13 protein-coding genes, 1 tRNA gene and 2 pseudogenes are annotated in these 17,888 nt (G+C 38.5%); 10 read left to right on the forward strand and 6 right to left on the reverse strand.

All coding sequences use genetic code 11. The annotated features are described in order from the left end of the window. The first annotated feature begins 7 nt into the window (after positions 1–7). The 6 genes and pseudogenes from ASG01_RS11310 to ASG01_RS11335 all read left to right on the forward strand — a co-directional run bounded on the left by ASG01_RS11310 (position 8) and on the right by ASG01_RS11335 (position 6,902). Positions 8–1,390, forward strand: a complete 1,383-nt coding sequence (locus ASG01_RS11310) for an RtcB family protein (RefSeq protein WP_055863699.1) — start codon at positions 8–10, stop codon at positions 1,388–1,390. Between the two features lie 123 nt (positions 1,391–1,513). Next, a tRNA-OTHER gene (locus ASG01_RS11315) sits at positions 1,514–1,618 on the forward strand. 191 nt (positions 1,619–1,809) lie between these two features. Next, positions 1,810–4,050: a hypothetical protein gene (locus tag ASG01_RS11320; RefSeq protein ID WP_055863701.1), complete on the forward strand. Its 2,241-nt coding sequence runs from the start codon at positions 1,810–1,812 to the stop codon at positions 4,048–4,050. Between the two features lie 102 nt (positions 4,051–4,152). Next, positions 4,153–4,901: pseudogene (locus tag ASG01_RS16430) on the forward strand (DNA polymerase beta superfamily protein). A gap of 4 nt (positions 4,902–4,905) precedes the next feature. Continuing rightward, a complete protein-coding gene (locus ASG01_RS11330) occupies positions 4,906–6,012 on the forward strand; it encodes a DNA polymerase beta superfamily protein (RefSeq protein WP_055863703.1) in 1,107 nt (368 codons plus the stop codon). A gap of 512 nt (positions 6,013–6,524) precedes the next feature. Then, positions 6,525–6,902 (forward strand): hypothetical protein, encoded by a 378-nt coding sequence (locus ASG01_RS11335; RefSeq protein ID WP_055863705.1) that lies wholly within the window; start codon positions 6,525–6,527, stop codon positions 6,900–6,902. A 578-nt stretch (positions 6,903–7,480) separates the two neighbouring features. Here ASG01_RS11335 and ASG01_RS11340 read toward each other — a convergent pair. Together ASG01_RS11340 and ASG01_RS11345 are read right to left on the reverse strand one after the other, a co-directional pair. Beyond that, complete coding sequence (locus tag ASG01_RS11340) at positions 7,481–8,533, reverse strand: hypothetical protein (RefSeq protein ID WP_202966984.1); 1,053 nt, start codon at positions 8,531–8,533, stop codon at positions 7,481–7,483. A gap of 335 nt (positions 8,534–8,868) precedes the next feature. Beyond that, a complete protein-coding gene (locus ASG01_RS11345; RefSeq protein ID WP_055863706.1) occupies positions 8,869–9,309 on the reverse strand; it encodes a cold shock domain-containing protein in 441 nt (146 codons plus the stop codon). Positions 9,310–9,677: 368 nt separating this feature from the next. On the opposite strand from ASG01_RS11345, the gene ASG01_RS11350 reads away from it, so the two are divergent. Continuing rightward, positions 9,678–10,838: a thioredoxin family protein gene (locus ASG01_RS11350; protein ID WP_055863708.1), complete on the forward strand. Its 1,161-nt coding sequence runs from the start codon at positions 9,678–9,680 to the stop codon at positions 10,836–10,838. A 138-nt stretch (positions 10,839–10,976) separates the two neighbouring features. After that, complete coding sequence (locus tag ASG01_RS11355; RefSeq protein WP_238584546.1) at positions 10,977–11,780, forward strand: alpha/beta hydrolase; 804 nt, start codon at positions 10,977–10,979, stop codon at positions 11,778–11,780. 25 nt (positions 11,781–11,805) lie between these two features. On the opposite strand, the gene ASG01_RS11360 is transcribed toward ASG01_RS11355, so the two are convergent. From ASG01_RS11360 to ASG01_RS11370, 3 genes are all read right to left on the reverse strand, one after another. Beyond that, entirely contained in the window at positions 11,806–12,549 is a 744-nt protein-coding gene (locus tag ASG01_RS11360; RefSeq protein WP_082498356.1) for a DedA family protein, read from the reverse strand. Positions 12,550–12,633: 84 nt separating this feature from the next. Continuing rightward, positions 12,634–13,746 (reverse strand): peptide chain release factor 2, encoded by a 1,113-nt coding sequence (gene prfB, locus ASG01_RS11365; protein ID WP_055863712.1) that lies wholly within the window; start codon positions 13,744–13,746, stop codon positions 12,634–12,636. A 105-nt stretch (positions 13,747–13,851) separates the two neighbouring features. After that, complete coding sequence (locus ASG01_RS11370) at positions 13,852–15,201, reverse strand: AAA family ATPase (protein ID WP_055863715.1); 1,350 nt, start codon at positions 15,199–15,201, stop codon at positions 13,852–13,854. Between the two features lie 191 nt (positions 15,202–15,392). Here ASG01_RS11370 and ASG01_RS11375 point away from each other — a divergent pair, with 191 nt between their 5' ends. Together ASG01_RS11375 and ASG01_RS11380 are read left to right on the forward strand one after the other, a co-directional pair. After that, a complete protein-coding gene (locus ASG01_RS11375) occupies positions 15,393–16,298 on the forward strand; it encodes an ABC transporter ATP-binding protein (protein ID WP_055863717.1) in 906 nt (301 codons plus the stop codon). Next, on the forward strand, positions 16,295–17,140 hold the full coding sequence (locus ASG01_RS11380) for an ABC transporter permease subunit (RefSeq protein WP_055863719.1): 846 nt from the start codon (positions 16,295–16,297) through the stop codon (positions 17,138–17,140). Before ASG01_RS11375 ends, ASG01_RS11380 begins: the two co-directional genes overlap by 4 nt. Positions 17,141–17,336: 196 nt before the next feature. On the opposite strand, the pseudogene msrA reads toward ASG01_RS11380, so the two are convergent. Then, positions 17,337–17,864, reverse strand: a pseudogene (gene msrA / locus ASG01_RS11385) (peptide-methionine (S)-S-oxide reductase MsrA); the annotation flags it as partial. Positions 17,865–17,888: the final 24 nt, after the last annotated feature.

Genomic DNA, 17,888 nt, shown 5'->3' on the forward strand with positions numbered 1-17,888 from the left:
CAAAAAGATGAACACATTTACAGGAGACCAACTGATCGCTTTAGGATTTAAACCCAAAAAATGGTTTGCCGAAGCATTAGAATACATCAACAGCCATGAGCTTTCTGAAAACGAAATCACAGAATATCTTGAGCAGTTTAAAGCAGCACCCGAAATTCCGCTTCATGCAGAGCCCAAAGATTTTATCATCAACATCCGCGCAGAGCACGAAAACGAAACCGACAACGTGCAGAAAGTAATCGCGACGATGAACGTTCTGATGAAAACGCCAACCCTGATCGGCGGCGCCTTAATGCCCGATGCATGCCCGACAGGGCCGGAAGGAAATATTCCCGTGGGCGGTGTCGTGGTTGCCAAAAACGCGATTCATCCCGGTTTTCACTCCGCCGACATCTGCTGTTCGGTGATGCTGACCGACTTCGGGAAGACCGATCCCAAAACGGTTTTGGATGCCGCACATTCTATTACACATTTCGGATATGGCGGAAGAGAGCGCGGCGCACAGATGCCGATGTCGCAGGAACTGATGGGTGCCTTCAGAGAAAATTTATTTTTAAATGACGAAAAACTCATCAGCATTGCCCGATCTCACATGGGAACGCAGGGCGATGGAAATCATTTCCTTTTTGTGGGCATTTCAAAAAATACAGGAAACACGATGATGATCACCCATCACGGCTCCAGAGCGCCCGGCGCGATGCTGTACGATAAGGGGATGAAAATCGCCAACCAGTTCCGTATGGAAATTTCACCGGAAACCATGAGAGAAAACGCGTGGATTCCGTACGAGACCGAAGAAGGAAAATCGTACTGGGAAGCCCTGCAGCTCATCAGAGCCTGGACGAAGGAAAACCACGAGTCGATTCATAATGCTGTTTTGGAAGAGCTGCAGGCCGAAAAACAGAACCGCTACTGGAACGAGCATAATTTTGTCTTCCGCGACGGCGATTTATTTTACCACGCGAAAGGTGCCACACCATTAGACGATAAATTTATGCCCGATATTACAGGCCCACGACTGATTCCGCTGAATATGGCAGAACCCGTTCTGATCGTTCAGGGAACAACGAATGAGAGAAATTTAGGTTTTGCACCCCACGGCGCCGGAAGAAATTTCAGCCGTACTTTTCATAAAAAATCACTGGCGCATAAAACCGTTGATGAGATTTTTGAAGAAGAAACAAAAGGTTTAGACATCCGTTTCTTCACCAATGACATTGATATTTCCGAATTGCCGAGCGCCTATAAATCGGCGAAAAACGTCCGCGCCCAGATTGAAGAATACGGGCTTTGCGAAGTTCTCGATGAGGTGATGCCTTTCGGCTGCATCATGGCCGGCGACGTGCAGAAAAATGCACCGTGGAAGAAAAAGAAGAAGTTTAGAAAATAAATTAAACTACGCAAAATGATTGCGCATAATCGTAATTACTTTGCATCAACAATAACAGAGGTTAAGTGAAAGTTACGTCAAATAATTTCAGGTATTTACTTTCATCAATTACCTCATTTTACAGGGGCAGTAGCTCAGTTGGTAGAGCAATTAAATTTTATAATTATCAATTATGGTCAAATAAAATTTACTACTTATGTGTCGAGGGTTCGATTCCTTCCTGCTCCACAAATGGTCAACAGAAGCTTACTTCTATAATTGGTAATGCCGATGAAAATCGGCTTGTGGTTCGAGTCCGCGAGAAGTTTCTGAATTACCATTAAAAAATCAAGGTCAAGTACATCTTACTTCTAAACCTTCCTGTCACGAAAATTAGATGTACAATTACCTGATTTAATTTTAATTAAATAAAAACAAGAATGAAAAATAAGAATTTTTTAAAAGTTGCCATCCGAAATAACGCAGTTTATGTTCCTGACATCAACGGTTCTGCAAGTGAGAATTTAAATAAATCGACTTTTGAATTAATAGAAAATTTGAAGAAATTAGGATTTTCTTTTACCGAAAAATTGCTATGGAAAATAAATAATGCTGACCTTAATTATCAAAGAAAAATCTATGACGTCTTTCAGGAAATATTGGGAACAAAATTGAATTGGACGCCGATGGTAAAAAACTGGAAAATCCCAACTGGAGAAACTAAAAGTGACCATTGGATTACTTTTTTTGCCAATATTTTTAATGATAAAAAAGGAAAAACATTGGATTGTGGGCATTTGATTCCGGAAAACACTTTTCCTTTGGAAAGATACAACGGTTGTCCGTTTTGCGGAACTCCTTTCCGGTTTGGAGGAATAGAATCTTTCGGCACGGGAAGCAAAATGAAAGTCTTAGAATTGTGGACCGATAAGGATATTGAAAAGTATTTCCATTCTTTATTAAATTCAAAAACAGCATTAGATGCGTCACAAACTGACTCATTTAAAAATTTAATTGCAGAATTTAATCTTCCTGCTATTGAAATCAAAATGAAAGAAACTGTGATGATTGCTGTAGATGCTCTGATCGAAAATGAAAAAGAAGATGAAGCTGGAGAATTATTGAAAACGCCGAACGATATATTAAGATATTTGTGGTACAAAAAAACTGGTTTTCTTCAGTTGATTGAGCCAAAAACCATCATTAAAAGAAACTCAAAAAACAACCGTCATTTCTTTATTCCAATGGATAAAAGCGGTGAAGTAAAAATAGAAACGAAGAAAACTCTAAAATTAAAATATTCCCGGAAAGAATCATTGATGGTTGCAAAATGGTTGAATGAAATGGAATTGAATTCGGAAACCATTTGCGAAAATATGCATCCGAAAAGAAATATGTGGATTCGTTTTATCCGGGCATTGCGTTTGGCGGAATTCGGAAAAAGGAAAGGTTTTGAAAATCTTGCAAAAATTTTAGATAATTTCTACAACAAGAACTACACAGTTCTGCAAGGTAGAATCGAATATTTCAGATTAAAAGCAAATGCAGAAGAAACATTTGTTTTGTTAAAGAAACGTCCTGGTTTATTTGCTCGTTCTTTATTTTCAAATATTCTATGGTTTGGAGAAGATTTAACTTTGAAACATTTTGAAGAAATCGTTGATAAAATCCCAATGAGATTGGTTTTAACATTGAATATGTATGCAGAAATTTATTTTGATAAAGTAACCAAAAGAAATGTGAAAACGTTAGGCGGAACCAACAAAACAATTCCTGCAAACCGTTGGATTTTATCCTATGAAGACGACCATTTGAGAGAAATCCGAATGAAAATTGAAGTAATGTCTTTGAGAGCGATTGAAAAGAGATTTGCCGGAATGAAAACTGAAAATAAAACAATATACATCAGCCCGGAACTGTATAATATTCCATTGAGTATTGGTGACAGAAGTGATAATATTCAGGATTTGCCTAATGCTTTAATGGGAACAAAATTCCCTTTAGAAGGCAATGATATCCGTTTGTTTATGCAGTGGGGAAAAGGTTTGCCGGCACAACATCTTGATATGGATTTGAGTTGTCACATCGCTTACGAATCCAGTTCAGAAGTTTGCAGTTATTTTAATTTGACAACCAAAGGATGTGAGCACAGTGGCGATATTATCAATATTCCGAACAAAATTGGAACGGCGGAATATGTGAATTTGAATCTGTTCGAATTACAGAATGCAGGTGCTAAATATGTTACTTTCACTTGTAATGCATATAGCAACGGAAGTATCAGTCCGAATTTGATTGTTGGTTGGATGGATTCGAAATTTCCGATGAAAATCTCTGAAAATTATGGTGTTGCTTACGATCCATCTTGTGTAATGCATCAAATCAGAATTACAAATGGGCTTTCCAAAGGTTTGGTTTTTGGTGTTTTGGATGTGGACAACAGAGAAATAATCTGGTTAGAAATGACATATTCCGGACAAAACATTCAAACTTTGGACACCATTGGTGTTCAGACATTGATGAAAAAGTTAGACTCTAAAATGAAAATTGGAGACTTGCTGAAAATTAAAGCTCAATCTCAAAATTTAAAAGTTGTGCAGAAAGAGGATAATGCGGATGAGTCTTATGATTTGAACTGGGCAATAAATTCAGCTAATGTGACGCAATTATTGTTAGATTAAATGGTAATCATTCTCGCGCAGAAAATTTTATTTTAGTGATTTAATTAAAATATTAATCTTTGAAATTGAATAATCTGCTTGAGTTTTTAAGAATTAAAAAAAATGAAAGCAAAAATATTAGAAAAACTGAGAGAGGTTGAGGAAAGACGCGGCGTAGAGATACTTCTTGCCGTAGAATCCGGAAGCCGCGCCTGGGGTTTTGCATCTCCTGACAGCGATTATGACATACGCTTCATCTACCGACATGAAAAAGACTGGTATCTTTCGCCATGGGACAAAGATGAAACCATAGAATTCATGACCGAAGACGATCTTGACGGTTCTGGATGGGATCTGAGGAAGACTTTTCATCTCCTATTAAAGTCCAATGCGGCTTTGCTGAGTTGGTTCTATTCTCCGATCATCTACATGAAAAACGAAAAATTTTATGAACTTTTTAAACCTTTGGCAGATTCCTGTTTTTCGCCGATCGCGGTTTCTTACCATTATCTGAGCATGAGCAAAAATATCTCGAAGCCTGCAGGGTTGATGAAGTTAAACTGAAATCTTATTTTTATTGTTTGCGAACTGCACTGACAGGAAAATGGATATTGGAAAAAGGAACGGTACCACCTGTTTTGTTCAGTGAATTGCTGGTCTTAGTGGATGATCTTACAAGGGCGAAAATAGAAAATCTGGTAAATCTAAAGGCTTCCAAAGGTGAGTCTTACTATCATCCAAATGACTGGGAACTTTTTGGATTTTTAGAAGAAACCATACGCGACAATGAAGAAAGATCAAAACATCTGAAAAGCGGAAACATCAATAAAAACAAAATGGAAAAGGTTTTCAGACAAATACTTTCAGATTAAAATAATGAAAACAGACAAACTGATATCTCCTAAACTCATTCTCTTTGAAGCCATTTCGGGAAGCCGTGCCTATGGTCTGGCAACAGAAAATTCTGACACCGATATCAGAGGTATTTTCTATGTAGCGAAGGAGGATTTTTTTGGTATGCACTACACTCCGCAGATTTCAAATGAGACAAATGATATTACCTATTACGAAATCGGAAGACTTATGGAACTGCTTCAGAAAAACAATCCTAATATTTTAGAAATTTTAGCGACTCCCGCGGACTGTATTCTGCAGAAAAACCCTTTAATGAACCTGCTTAAACCTGAAGACTTCCTGTCTAAACTATGCAAAGATACGTTTGCCGGTTATGCGGTATCACAGATAAAGAAAGCAGGAGGACTCAAGAAAAAAATTTTGAATCCGATTGATAAACTAAGAAAATCAATTCTCGATTTCTGTTATATTTTAGAAAATAAGGGCTCGGTTCCATTAAAAAAATGGCTCACCGATGGCTCTTCCGCGCATGGAACTTTTGCAGGAAAAGGTGGCTTATCTCAGGAAAGGTGCGGTTTGGTCAGCATAGATAATACCAAAGGCATGTACGCGCTGTTTTACGATCGATCCGGAGAATTAAACTACAAAGGCATCATGCAAAGTGAAGATGCAAATCAGGTTTCTGTCTCTTCGGTTCCGAAAGATGAGCAACCGCTTGCCTACATGTACTGCAACCTTGATGCGTATTCCACCTACTGCAAAGATTACCGCGAATACTGGAAATGGGTTTCAGAACGGAATGAAGACCGTTATAATGTGAATAAGGATCACGGACAAAACTACGACAGTAAAAATATGATGCACACCATCCGTTTACTGCAGTGCTGTGAGCAGATTTTCAAAACCAACACGCTGAATATCCGTGTCGAAAACCGTGAAGAACTGCTTGATATAAAGTACGGAAACTTTTCTTATGAAGCCCTGATGCAGAAAGCGGAAGCGCTGATGCGGTCAATTGATTATCACTACACAAAGTCAGAACTGCCTGTGCAACCTGATTTGCGAAAGACGTCAGCCATACTCGCAGAAATTCGGGAACATCTGTACCTGTCGGGAACGACAAAATGAAACCCTGACAAAACAGCTTTTTCAAATTATGGAAAGGCTGTTTTTGATTGTGGCTGATTTTATTTCCTAATGCATCAAATTATATTATTCCTAAAAATATATCTTATTTTTTTTGATATTTTTAATGACAGGTTTGTTAATGAAAAGTCAGAAAATAAGAAAATCTGTATACCACATTGATACTCTATATTGGGAGTATCTATGCTTTATCCATACACCATCTATACATGAACTCTACACAATCGCGGTTTAAAGGCGTTAAAATGCTGATTTACGCGCAAAACGTTCTGAAATATTAATCAAATTCAGATGATTTACCGTCTCAATGAAAGAATATTCTGTTTTAATAATCTTTAAAGATAATAGCTATCTGTTACATATTATGTTTGTAATGTTCAGTATTAAGGGATTTCTCTTTTCTGAAAAAATGCGAGAAGCATTACCTCTTAAATCTTGGTGGTGATGATCAAAATAAATTTTTACATTTACGTATACATTTTAAAAACACCGATATGAATTTTGACGATCAGTTTACCAAAGATTTCGAAGAAAAATTCCAGAAAAACCTTCAGGCAGTGAGAGGAGTATCTCCGGAAGATTTTGAAAAGATCAAACAAAACCTGCAGTTTGTTTTTGAATTTTTAGAAGATTTAAAAAACAAGCCGGACAAAACGCCGGAAGATTTCGAACATCTGGAAGCTATCAGTTCAGCACTTAACCCTTTATCACAGGAATTAGCAGATATGAAGCTGGTTTTAGACGAAAGTTTATACAGACAATCGATCGCTTATTATGAGCATGTGAAAAAACTGACGAAAGAGGGAAACATAGAAGCCGAGAAAATCTATCTCGATTTAAAACCCCATTTTGAAACCTTCGATCCTAATTGATTGTAAAAATAATACACCGCTGCACTCATTGCGTGATGTCAAATCAAATGAATATTCTCAATCGATTTCTAATGACACAAGCGACAGAGCAAAAGACAGAGAATAAAAATATTCAGCTATAATGAACAAGAAGCACGAAGCCGTAAACTTTTCGCAGCAGAAATATATTAATCGTTTCCATATAAAAATTATTTCACAGCATTTTAATAAATTCAGTTCGCGCAAATATTTCCAATATTCTGATTGATTAACTTACATTTGATGGGAATCTTATTTTGCCACAATTCAGCAAATTAAGCACATCATTTATTGTTTGGTTCAAGAAACTGTTTAATTACAAACTGAATACATACATTAGCAGTAGGTTTAAATCAGCCATCATACACTTTGAATATATTCGTACGATATTTAAACCTTTTACAAAAACGGCATCAATTCTAACTTAATCTAAATCTGATTGTTATAAATTGACATTCAAAAAAAATCCAGCCCCAATACCTATAATAGGATCAGGGCTGGAATATATTTATGAAATTCTAAGTGCATAGAACTCAACATCGAAACCTGTTCGGTGATTTCTATACAGCTACATTACCGTCAATAGTGTCCGGATATCTCTTGCGGTCAGAACCCATCTTCGCCCCGAATGCTGAAACGATCGCACCCAACAGAAGACCGAAAAATCCGATGATTGCCGCTGTGGATGCAGTATCCGCTGCTTTGTCTGCTACTTCTCTGGCTTTTGCCTCGGCTTCTTTTTTGGTCTGCTGCCATTCAGCTGCTGCTTTTTTGTAGGTCGCAATCCAGTTATCAGCCACTATGGTCGCCTCTGCTCTGCTTTTGCCGGTTCGTGCCATGATTACATTCACCATCGCTTCTTTATCTACCTCAGAAACCACGCCGTCGCCCTGTTTTCTCAGTCTGTCAAAAAGACCATCCAGCTGTTCATCCGACTGCTGCGGATTATTCCCGATCTGGTCAGCCGTATTTTCTGCTGTGTTTTTTGCCTGACTAGCTTCTTTGGATAAATTTTTCGGCTGAAGTTCAGACTTTCCCGTCTGTCGCAATAAAGTTTCTGCCTCCGATTTAAGGCTGTTCAGGTTAATGCCTTCTTCTTTCAGTTTGTCACCTACAACCGGTGCCGCGGCTTCGATTCCTTTTCCGGCAACGTTTCCTACCGTACGCATCGTACTGCCGATGATTCTTCCCGCTCCGCCTAAAATCCCACCAATAGCAGAAGTTAACAGATAGAAAGTAATCAGCGTGATTACACTCCACGTAAGCAATCCGTGAATGATTCCATCGAATGATCTGCGTACCGGCGCGAGTCTTCCGGCGATCCATCCGCCGATGAAAAGTGCTACAAGCGTAGAAACAAAATACCAGATGGCAGAACCAGTTCCTAAACCTGCTGTCGGGTTTTCTTCTGTTTTAGGATCGATGCTGCTCAGTCCGATTCCCAAACCTAAAAGATTGAGAGAAATCAAGATCACCATCGAGATCAGTACGCCCGCAAAAACGGAACTCCACGATAATCTTTTAAGGGAGAACATTCCTCTGTTGATACTTCCCGATTCATTTGCTGAAACATAGTTGGGCTCATTGTCACTGTTTAAATTAATTTGGCTCATTGTGTAAATATTTGTGAGTTTAAGTTTATTTGATATTACACCCCGTGTTCAAATAATATACCACATTATTGAATATATAAAAAAATATGAGTAATCTGGTTCTCAAAATACCGTTACAAAATACTTAGGTATTCGAACTTAACCTTGAATATTCTGCAGATTTTTCATGATTAAATATTTCCTTACCACCAAATTAAATCCTTAAGCCCACGATTTAAAGACGCAAAATGAGCTGAACTTTTACCTGAATCTGATGCATTTTATTTAAGAAAAATCAAGACACAAAAAAACCGCATTCTCTAAAGAAGCGGTTTTATATTTTAAAAAACCGGAGCTTATCTCACGATTTTTATATTGATGGCTGAGAAACCTTTTGGTGATCTTTCTTTCTCGAAAGCCACTTTGTTTCCTTTTTTGATCAGGTCGATACAGTTGTTGCTGTGAAAAAATACATTCTCCTTCGACTGATCTTCTGTAATAAATCCGTAACCTTTCTCGCTGAAGAAAGTTACGATTCCCGTCTTGATAGGATCTTCCTCTTCGATCTTTGCGGCACCAAGCTGAATGTTGTTCAAATCAAACTCTTCACCATCGTTATCTACACGGTCTGGTCTTGTGCTGGTCAGCTGCCCATTCTGGTCGACATACATGATCATATCATCAAGGCTTTTGCCTTTGTCATTGTCGTTTTTCCGGTCTTCGCGACGTATCGCTTTTTCCTTTTGTTTCTGAAGTTTTTTCTTAAAGTTTTCTTTTTTTGAGAAAGAATCCGCCATATATTGCTTTATATTTATTGTTTGTTTTAAAAATCTACATGATATTTTATGAATATCGAAAGTGTATAAAGGATTCGCAGAGCGCAGAGAAATCCAGTAAATGTCGTCAAACGCGTGACGCGTTTAAAAAAATCTGCCGTATTTCTATCATTTGATGATCCTGAAACATTTATTCTCACCAGATTTCTTATGCAAATATAGGTAATTTTAGAGAGATTTCCAAGTGTGGCGTTTTAATCTGTCTATTGCCATTATTTATCTATTAAAATATTAACAATACTTTAACCTACATTTTTCATTACAAGTTGATAAATCTTATGCGGTATTACCATTTAATGAGTACTTTTACGCGAAAATTAAATCAATTAATGAAAAAATCAGCAATTTTAGGATTTCTCTTCATCGCCGTATTATCCTTCGCGCAGGGAATCCAGTTTGAAAGCGGAAATTTCGCCTCGCTTTTAGCAAAAGCAAAAAAGGAAAACAAACTTATTTTCGTAGATGCATACGCTGTGTGGTGCGGACCGTGTAAACTGATGGTGAAAAATATTTTCCCTCTGAAAGATGTCGGTGAATACTACAATACTCATTTCGTAAACGCAAAAATCGACATGGAAAAAGGCGAAGGGATCGAACTTGCCAAAAAATATAAAGTTTCAGCATTCCCAACCTATCTTTTCATCAACGGAGACGGTGAAGAAGTGCACAGAACTTTGGGATATGTAGAAGAAAAGGCATTTATCCAGTTTGCAAAAGATGCAGAAGACCCAAGCAAAAGGCTGACATCCCTGAAAAAGAAATTTGAAGACGGAGAAAAAAATCCTGAGTTCCTTATGAATCTTGCGCAGCTTACGATGTACAACGATGCAGATTTTACCTCTAGAGTTATTTCAAAATATTTTGAAGCTAAACCGGAACTGAACCAGCAAAATTTCCAGATGCTGATGGCGGCTGCAAAAAATACAGGCAGCGATGCGTATCAAGTTTTTGTAAACAGAAAAGCAGATATCGTAAAGCTCATTCCTGAGAACACGTACATGATGATCGACAAAAACATCAAGACGAATACGGTGATGAGCAAAGCGTACAACAAAGAAACCAAGAAGTTTGACGAGAAATATTTCCTTACCGAAACACAGAAATTCCTTACAAAAACAGAATCTGAAGATCTTCTGAGAAAAGTAATGTCGAGCCGCGCACTGAAAGATAAAGACTTCGCGACATACGAAAAACTGACTTTGGAGATGTACAAAGATTACGCAGGAAAAAGCTCTGAAGAACTGAATGAAGTTGCCTGGAGTTTCTTCGAAAACGTAAAAACAAAATCTTCACTTGAAGTGGCTTTAAAATGGGCTCAGGAATCGGTGAAGAAAAACGAAAACTCTGCCAATACAGATACGTTAGCCAATCTTTACAACAAATTAGGCGATAAAACCAACGCAAAAATGTGGGCACAGAAATCGATTGATCTGGCTAAAAAAGAAGGCGGCGATTACGCAGACACCGAAAAACTTTTGAAAAGCATTTAGTTTTAAAACTCTTTTCATTGATACAAACTCCGCACAGCCTGCGGAGTTTTTTATTGCCAAAAACTGCTTACCTTTGACGTTATGAAAAAGCATTGGCCTCCTATTCAAATATTCACGGTTACGTTTTGCCTTTTCATAATGAGTTCATGCAACAGAAAATTCCGTGTTTGGGTGGGAAAAGACAGTCAGAAAATTTACAATTTAAATTACGGAGAACACAAGCGCCAGAAAATGGATGTTTTTCTACCCGCCCATTATCCTTCTGATGCGCCGGTGGTTTTGATGCTGCACGGCGGTGCCTGGAAATACGGCAAAAAAGAGCATATGATACAAATCCAAAAGATGCTTTTTTCCAACAATATTCCGACGGTGAATATGAATTACCGCCTGGCATCAAAAGGAATTACTTATAAAAATCAGCTGGAAGATATTGCAGAAGCGATTAAAAAATTCAATTCGCTTGCGGGAAAAGCTGAACTTATGCCCGACAATTATATTCTTTTGGGAGAAAGTGCCGGCGGTCATCTTGCTTTGCTTTACGGTTACCGAAATCCAGATCAGATTAAAAAAATAATTTCCTTGAGCGGACCAACCGACTTTTACAGCGAAACTTTTCTTAAATCTTTTTATTCTAAATACACTTCAGGCACTGTTCAGACGATGGTTGGCGCGAAACTCAACCGAAAAAATCCGGCGTTTGATTTTCAGGAAGCGAGTCCGATTTCACAGGTGAGCCATGTTCCGACGCTGCTTTTTCAGGGGAACAAAGATTTTCTGGTCAATTATCATCAGGCGCTGTCTTTAGACTCTGTTTTAACGGAGAAAAACATTCCGCACAAACTGGTCTTCATGGAAAATACCGGTCACGCACCAAGATTTTTCAATAAAACAAAACGTGACAGCATTATTTACCCCAATATTCTGGAATGGATAAAAAAATAACCCGCTCTTTCCGGCGGGTTATTTTTTATTTCAGATCCTGCTGATCCTCTTTTTCCTGTTCGATCTCGATCAGTTCATCCAGGGTATCATCTTCCAGTTTCGGATTTTCTTTCTCTGCGCCAAACATAAATTTAAGAACGACGGGAACTGTAGTCAGCAATACAATGACGATAATAATATATTCGAGTTTTTCTTTTAAATTAATGCCAAACTGATTTTCGAAAAGTTCTGCCAAATAATGACCAGCAAAAATCAAGGTGAAAGACCAAAGAATGGCTCCGATAACATTATCTCTCAGAAAAGCCTTTTTGTCCATCTTCACAATTCCAGCAATGATGGGTGTGAAGGTACGCACAACCGGTAAAAATCTTGCCATAATGATGGCAAGTGCCCCGTGTTTTTCAAAGAAATCGTGTGCCTGATACAGATATTTTTTCTTGAAAAGCATCGTATCTTTTTTCTTGTACAAAGCGGGACCGGTTTTCACACCGAAATAGTAGCCTACTTCGTTCCCGATAATTGCTGCAACAGCAACTGCCGATGCAAGAATGGTGGTATCTAAAAAGTCATTTCCGGTAGAGCCGAAAGTTTCTTTTATAATCTCAACCGCATACATTCCGGAAACAAATAGAAGAGAATCGCCGGGAAGAAAAAAGCCGACAAAGAGGCCTGTTTCAGCAAAAATAATAAACAAAATGAGCCAGAAACCGCCCATTTTTATATAGAATTCCGGGTTTAATAAATCCCTCCAGCTGTTGAAATCTTCCATAGTATGTGTTGACGAACAAAAATAGGATTAATAAAAGTCTAAAGGTAAATAATTGGCAAATTTTAACAGTACACCCACGTCATATTACAAATCCATATCATCGTCTGAAACTGCTGTTCCGTCGGCCATCAAAAAGGCTTTTAAAAATGGCGTGAGATTCCCGTTCATTACGGCATCTACATCCGAAGTTTCGAACCCTGAACGCACATCTTTCACAAGTTTGTACGGATGCATCACATAATTACGTATCTGGCTTCCCCACTCGATTTTCATTTTCCCGGCTTCAATTTCTGTACGTGCTTTCAAACGTTCTTCCAGCTCCATTTCATATAATCTGGACTTCAAAAGCTGCATCGCTTTTTCTTTGTTCTGAAGCTGCGAACGCGATTCTGAGTTTTCAATAATAATTCCGGTTGGTGCGTGACGGAGACGTACGGCTGTTTCCACCTTATTTACGTTCTGTCCACCGGCTCCGGAACTCCGCATGGTTTCAAAGGAAATATCCGCAGGATTGATGTTGATTTCAATCGTATCATCCACCAAAGGATACACGTACACCGAGACGAAACTCGTGTGTCGCTTGGCGTTTGAGTCGAAAGGAGAAATTCTTACCAATCTGTGAACGCCATTTTCACCTTTCAGATAACCGAAAGCATATTCGCCCTCGATTTCAAGCGTCACGGTTTTCACGCCCGCAACTTCACCTTCCTGATAGTTAAGTTCCTTTATCTTATAGCCTTGCTTTTCGGCCCACATCGTGTACATTCTCATCAGCATCGCCGCCCAGTCGCAACTTTCGGTTCCGCCTGCTCCGGCTGTTATCTGGAGAACTGCAGAAAGTTCGTCGCCTTCGTTGGAAAGCATATTTTTAAACTCAAGATTTTCAATTTTTTCAGTGAGTTTCGGGAATGTTTCATCCAGTTCTTTTTCAGAATCCGGATCTTCTCTGGCAAATTCCATCAGCACCTGAAGGTCTTCAAACTGCGTATGAATATCTTCATAATCCTCAACCCATCTTTTTTTTGAACGCAGCTGTTTCAGAAAAACCTCAGCCGTTTTCGGGTTGTCCCAAAACTCAGGCGCAGCGGTTTTCTCATCATCATTGGAAATCTCAATTTTCTTTTTATCAATCTGAAGATATCGGTGCAAATCTTCAATTCTGGCCTGCGTATCTTTTATAAGGTCGTTGCTGATCACGGTTTTTTATTTCTTTACTGCAAAATTAAGGTTAAAAACTGAGAGTTTTCTCTTTTTGAAATGACATCATATCATGGTTTAATAAGGGTCCGGCTAAAATCTCTTTTATCCTACATCTCCTTCATTATGAGAAAAACCAATGGATTTTCTTGGCTGCTCGACCGATTTGTAACTTTCGAGTTCCTTTTTTAAATTCTCAATTCTGCCTTTAAAATCATCAAAATTATAGGTTGCGACATCGATTAAGAATTTGGTCATCTGATCAAGATATTCCCGCGTGAGTTTGGCGGCGGAATCCCGAAGCGCACTTTCCAGGAGTTCGGCGTCTATCTTTAAACTTTCATTATGATTTTTCTGATACAGATTCTTGATTTTCTTTCGGAGACTTTGTGTAAAATCAATCAGCATCGTATTGCTGAAAGCTTTCATTCTTTCTGCAATCGGTTTCCAGAAAGGTGTTTGATCTGCTTTGTTGTTTTTTAAAATCTTCATCAGCAAAGAATCTGCCTCGAGATTTTTGGTCATCGCATGACGGATGAGTTCTGCACGTTCATTCGCATTTGGCGGAAAAACCGGAATAAAAACGTCAAATCTTCCCGGCGCCAGCATTTCGTTATCGATATCAGCCAGCGAAATCGCAGAACCTACCATCAGCACATTCTCTTTGGTAAATCTGCCAATCTGATGCATGACCGACGACTGAATTTCCAAATTGCAGGCTTCCACATCACTTTCGGGTTTACGCTCCATCATAATCTGATCAAAATCATCGAGGAAAAGCAAAACTTTGTCCTCTTTCAAAACCGTATTTAAATAATCATTAAAGTCAGTTTTGCCGCCATCCACAAACGAGGTTCCAAGAAAATTGCGCTTTACTTCCTCAAAACGGTAACCGATGATCTTCGCAATTTTTTCTGACCAGAAAATTTTTCCGCTTCCGGGCGCGCCGTAAACGATGATGCCCGCAGGTTTCGAAATTCCCCAGTCTTTCACCTGTTTAGGATCTAAAAACGGCTCCAGCATTTCTGAAATATAAAAATACAGATCGCGGTAACCCACAAAATCGATGTGTTCCAACGGGGTTTTCTGATCAAAATAACGGTAAACGAAACGGTAATCGCCACCGAGATAATGATCAATCCCATAGCTGGAAACCGATGTTTTAAAAAAACCATTCTCCAAAATCGGAAAGTTTTTATCTTTTGCCGCTTTTTCCACCAGTTCTTTCGGCTGACTTATCTTTTCAGCCAGTTGGTCTGCTGTTTTTTTCTCGCCGAGATCTTCTTCATATTTTTTAAGGAAATCGATATTGTCCGTTGCAAATGCTTCAAAATGAGCGGCCACAGAATCTTTTTCAGCATTAATTCCGTACCGTCCGAGTTCGAAATCCTGAATAAACTGTTTCATGCTTTTCGTAGAAACCTGAATCTGTTTGGCGAGTTTGGTAAGCTTCATAAGTCGTCTTTACGGTAAATTTAATGAATTTTATATTTAAAGGAAAACCCCGCGAAGCACAAATTTTGGTTTTTCAATTACTATTTTACCCAATCAATAACTCTTAACTGCCCGTTTTCTCTTATAAATTTCGAAACTTCTGTAAGAATTCAAGAAAAAGGGAAACTTACCTGGCTTACAATAAAAAATAGATGGAAAAAATTTTATCAGTTAAAAATCTGACTAAAAAATTCAAAAGAGTTGTTGTAAACAACATCTCTTTTGATGTAGAGAAAGGCAATGTCTACGGACTTCTCGGGCCAAACGGCAGCGGAAAATCCACAACCTTCGGAATGCTTCTTTCCACTATAAATCCTACATCAGGCGACTGGTTTTGGTTTGGAAAGAAAGGCACCGATACCGATACACTGAAAAGAATCGGCGCAATTATCGAGCAGCCCAACTTTTATCCGTACCTCAGCGCAGAAACCAATCTTAAAATCGTCGCGGAAATCAAGGGAACTCCATATTCACGAATTGACGAAGTGCTGCAACTGGTCGGTCTTTCAGAAAGAAAAAAAGACGCGTTTAAAACTTTTTCTCTGGGAATGAAACAGCGTCTGGCAATCGCTTCGTCGCTTCTGAATAATCCTGAAGTTTTAATTTTAGATGAACCGACTAATGGTTTGGATCCCGAAGGGATTATTCAGATCCGTGAAATCATCGGGGATATTTCCAAAAAAGGAATCACCATTATTATCGCGAGCCACCTTTTAGACGAGATCGAAAAAATCTGCAGCCACGTCATTGTTTTGAAAGAAGGAAACGCACTTTTCTGCGGCCGTGTCGACGAAATGACGGCCAACGCAGGATTTTTCGAACTGAAAGCCGATAATAATTCTGCTCTATCAGCTGCTTTAGAAAAACTGCATTGGTTTTCGTCGGTGAAAACCGAAGGAGAATTTATCAAAGCAATTGTTCGCGCGGATGCAACAGTTTCTGCATCCGGATTAAATCAAAAACTTGCAGAAAAAGGCATTTTCCTTTCGCATCTTTCCAGGAAAAAAGAATCTCTGGAAAGCCAATTCCTCGAACTCGTAAAAAACAACAGATCATGACCAAACTTTTAAAACTCGAATATTATAAAAACCTGAATTATTTACCTTTCAGAGTTTTCACGATTCTCTATTTTGCCATTTTAATTATTTTACTTTTCATCGGGCTTGCCGATCTCAACGTTTTCGGCGGTTCTGTCAATCTGAAACAGCAGGGAATGTATGATTTCCCGGGAATATGGAATTTTACGACGTACATCGTAGGACTTTTGAAAATATTTCCAGGCCTGATTATCGTTTTTTCTATCTCGCAGGAATTCAGCAACCGGATGTTTAAGCAAAATCTGATCGACGGATTGAGCCGCGAAGAATTTATCAGTTCAAAACTTCTTACAATAACGATTTTTACTTTAATTTCTACGGTTATTGTTTTTGTAATCACCTTATTTTTAGGAAAGTCGTATTCGAAAGTGACCGATTCGGCAATGATTTTCAAGGAAATATTTTTTGTCGGAAACTATTTCATTAAACTTTTTTCATTCTTCTGTTTCCTGCTATTCCTCTCGGTTTTACTGAGAAAATCGGTATTTGTTTTTCTGGCTTTTTTCGTTATCTGGATTGGCGAATCCATCATCGGCAGCGTTGAAACGTGGACAAAAATCTCTGCGACAAAATCTCCTGAAAATATACAGATGGTAAAAAGTCAGTTTCTGTACAGCAAACTTCTGCCTTTGAAAAGCATGTCGAGCCTGATTCCCAACCCGATATTAAGACTGAATATGATGAAAGCGATGGGCGGAAAATACGAATTTACGTACCCGACAGAAAGCCTTATTGCATGCATCGTCTGGTGCGTGATTTTTATCTTAGGTTCTTACTGGATTTTAAAAAGAAGAGACTGGTAATTTTTCCTATGATTAAAGGATTAAATTTAAGTGGCTCGGTTTCGGGTCACTTTTTTAATTAATTTTAAACCAATGATTTCAGGAAAGAATATATTTGTTCCCGAGGTTGACCAATGCCTTGCTGATCCATCTTCAGCATTAAAGGTTTTTAAACTAAAAAAAGCTGCCTTCCGGCAACTTTTCTTTTCTATTTTTTCGCTTTTGGCGGGTTTGCTTTTTTAGCTTCTTCGAACAATCCCGGTTCGATGTGGCAATATCCGCCAGGGTTTGCATTCAGATAATCCTGATGATAATCCTCAGCTCTGTAGAAGTTTTTTAAAGTTTCGACTTCTACTACCACCGGTTTAGAATAATTTTTAGCCAGCTTCTGCACCTCAGCTTTTACGATGGCTTCTGTATTTTTATCGGTAAAATAAATTCCGCTTCGGTAATTGTCGCCTACATCATTTCCCTGACGGTTTAACGTCGTTGGATCAATCGATTTAAAATAAAGACCGATCAACAGTTTCAAATCCACTTCATCGGCATCATATTTTACCTTTACCGTTTCTGTAAAACCCGTGCTGTGGCTGATCACTTCTTCGTACGTAGGATTTTTGGTTTTCCCATTAGCATAACCCACTTCTGTTCCTACGACGCCTCTCACCTGCTGAAACAGATGCTCGGTTCCCCAGAAACATCCGCCGGCGAAATAAACTTCTTTTACATTTTTAGACTCCATCATTTTTTCATTTTCTTTTTTGGGTTC

Origin of the sequence: Chryseobacterium sp. Leaf180, from assembly GCF_001424585.1 — a bacterium.
Taxonomy (GTDB): Bacteria; Bacteroidota; Bacteroidia; order Flavobacteriales; family Weeksellaceae; genus Chryseobacterium.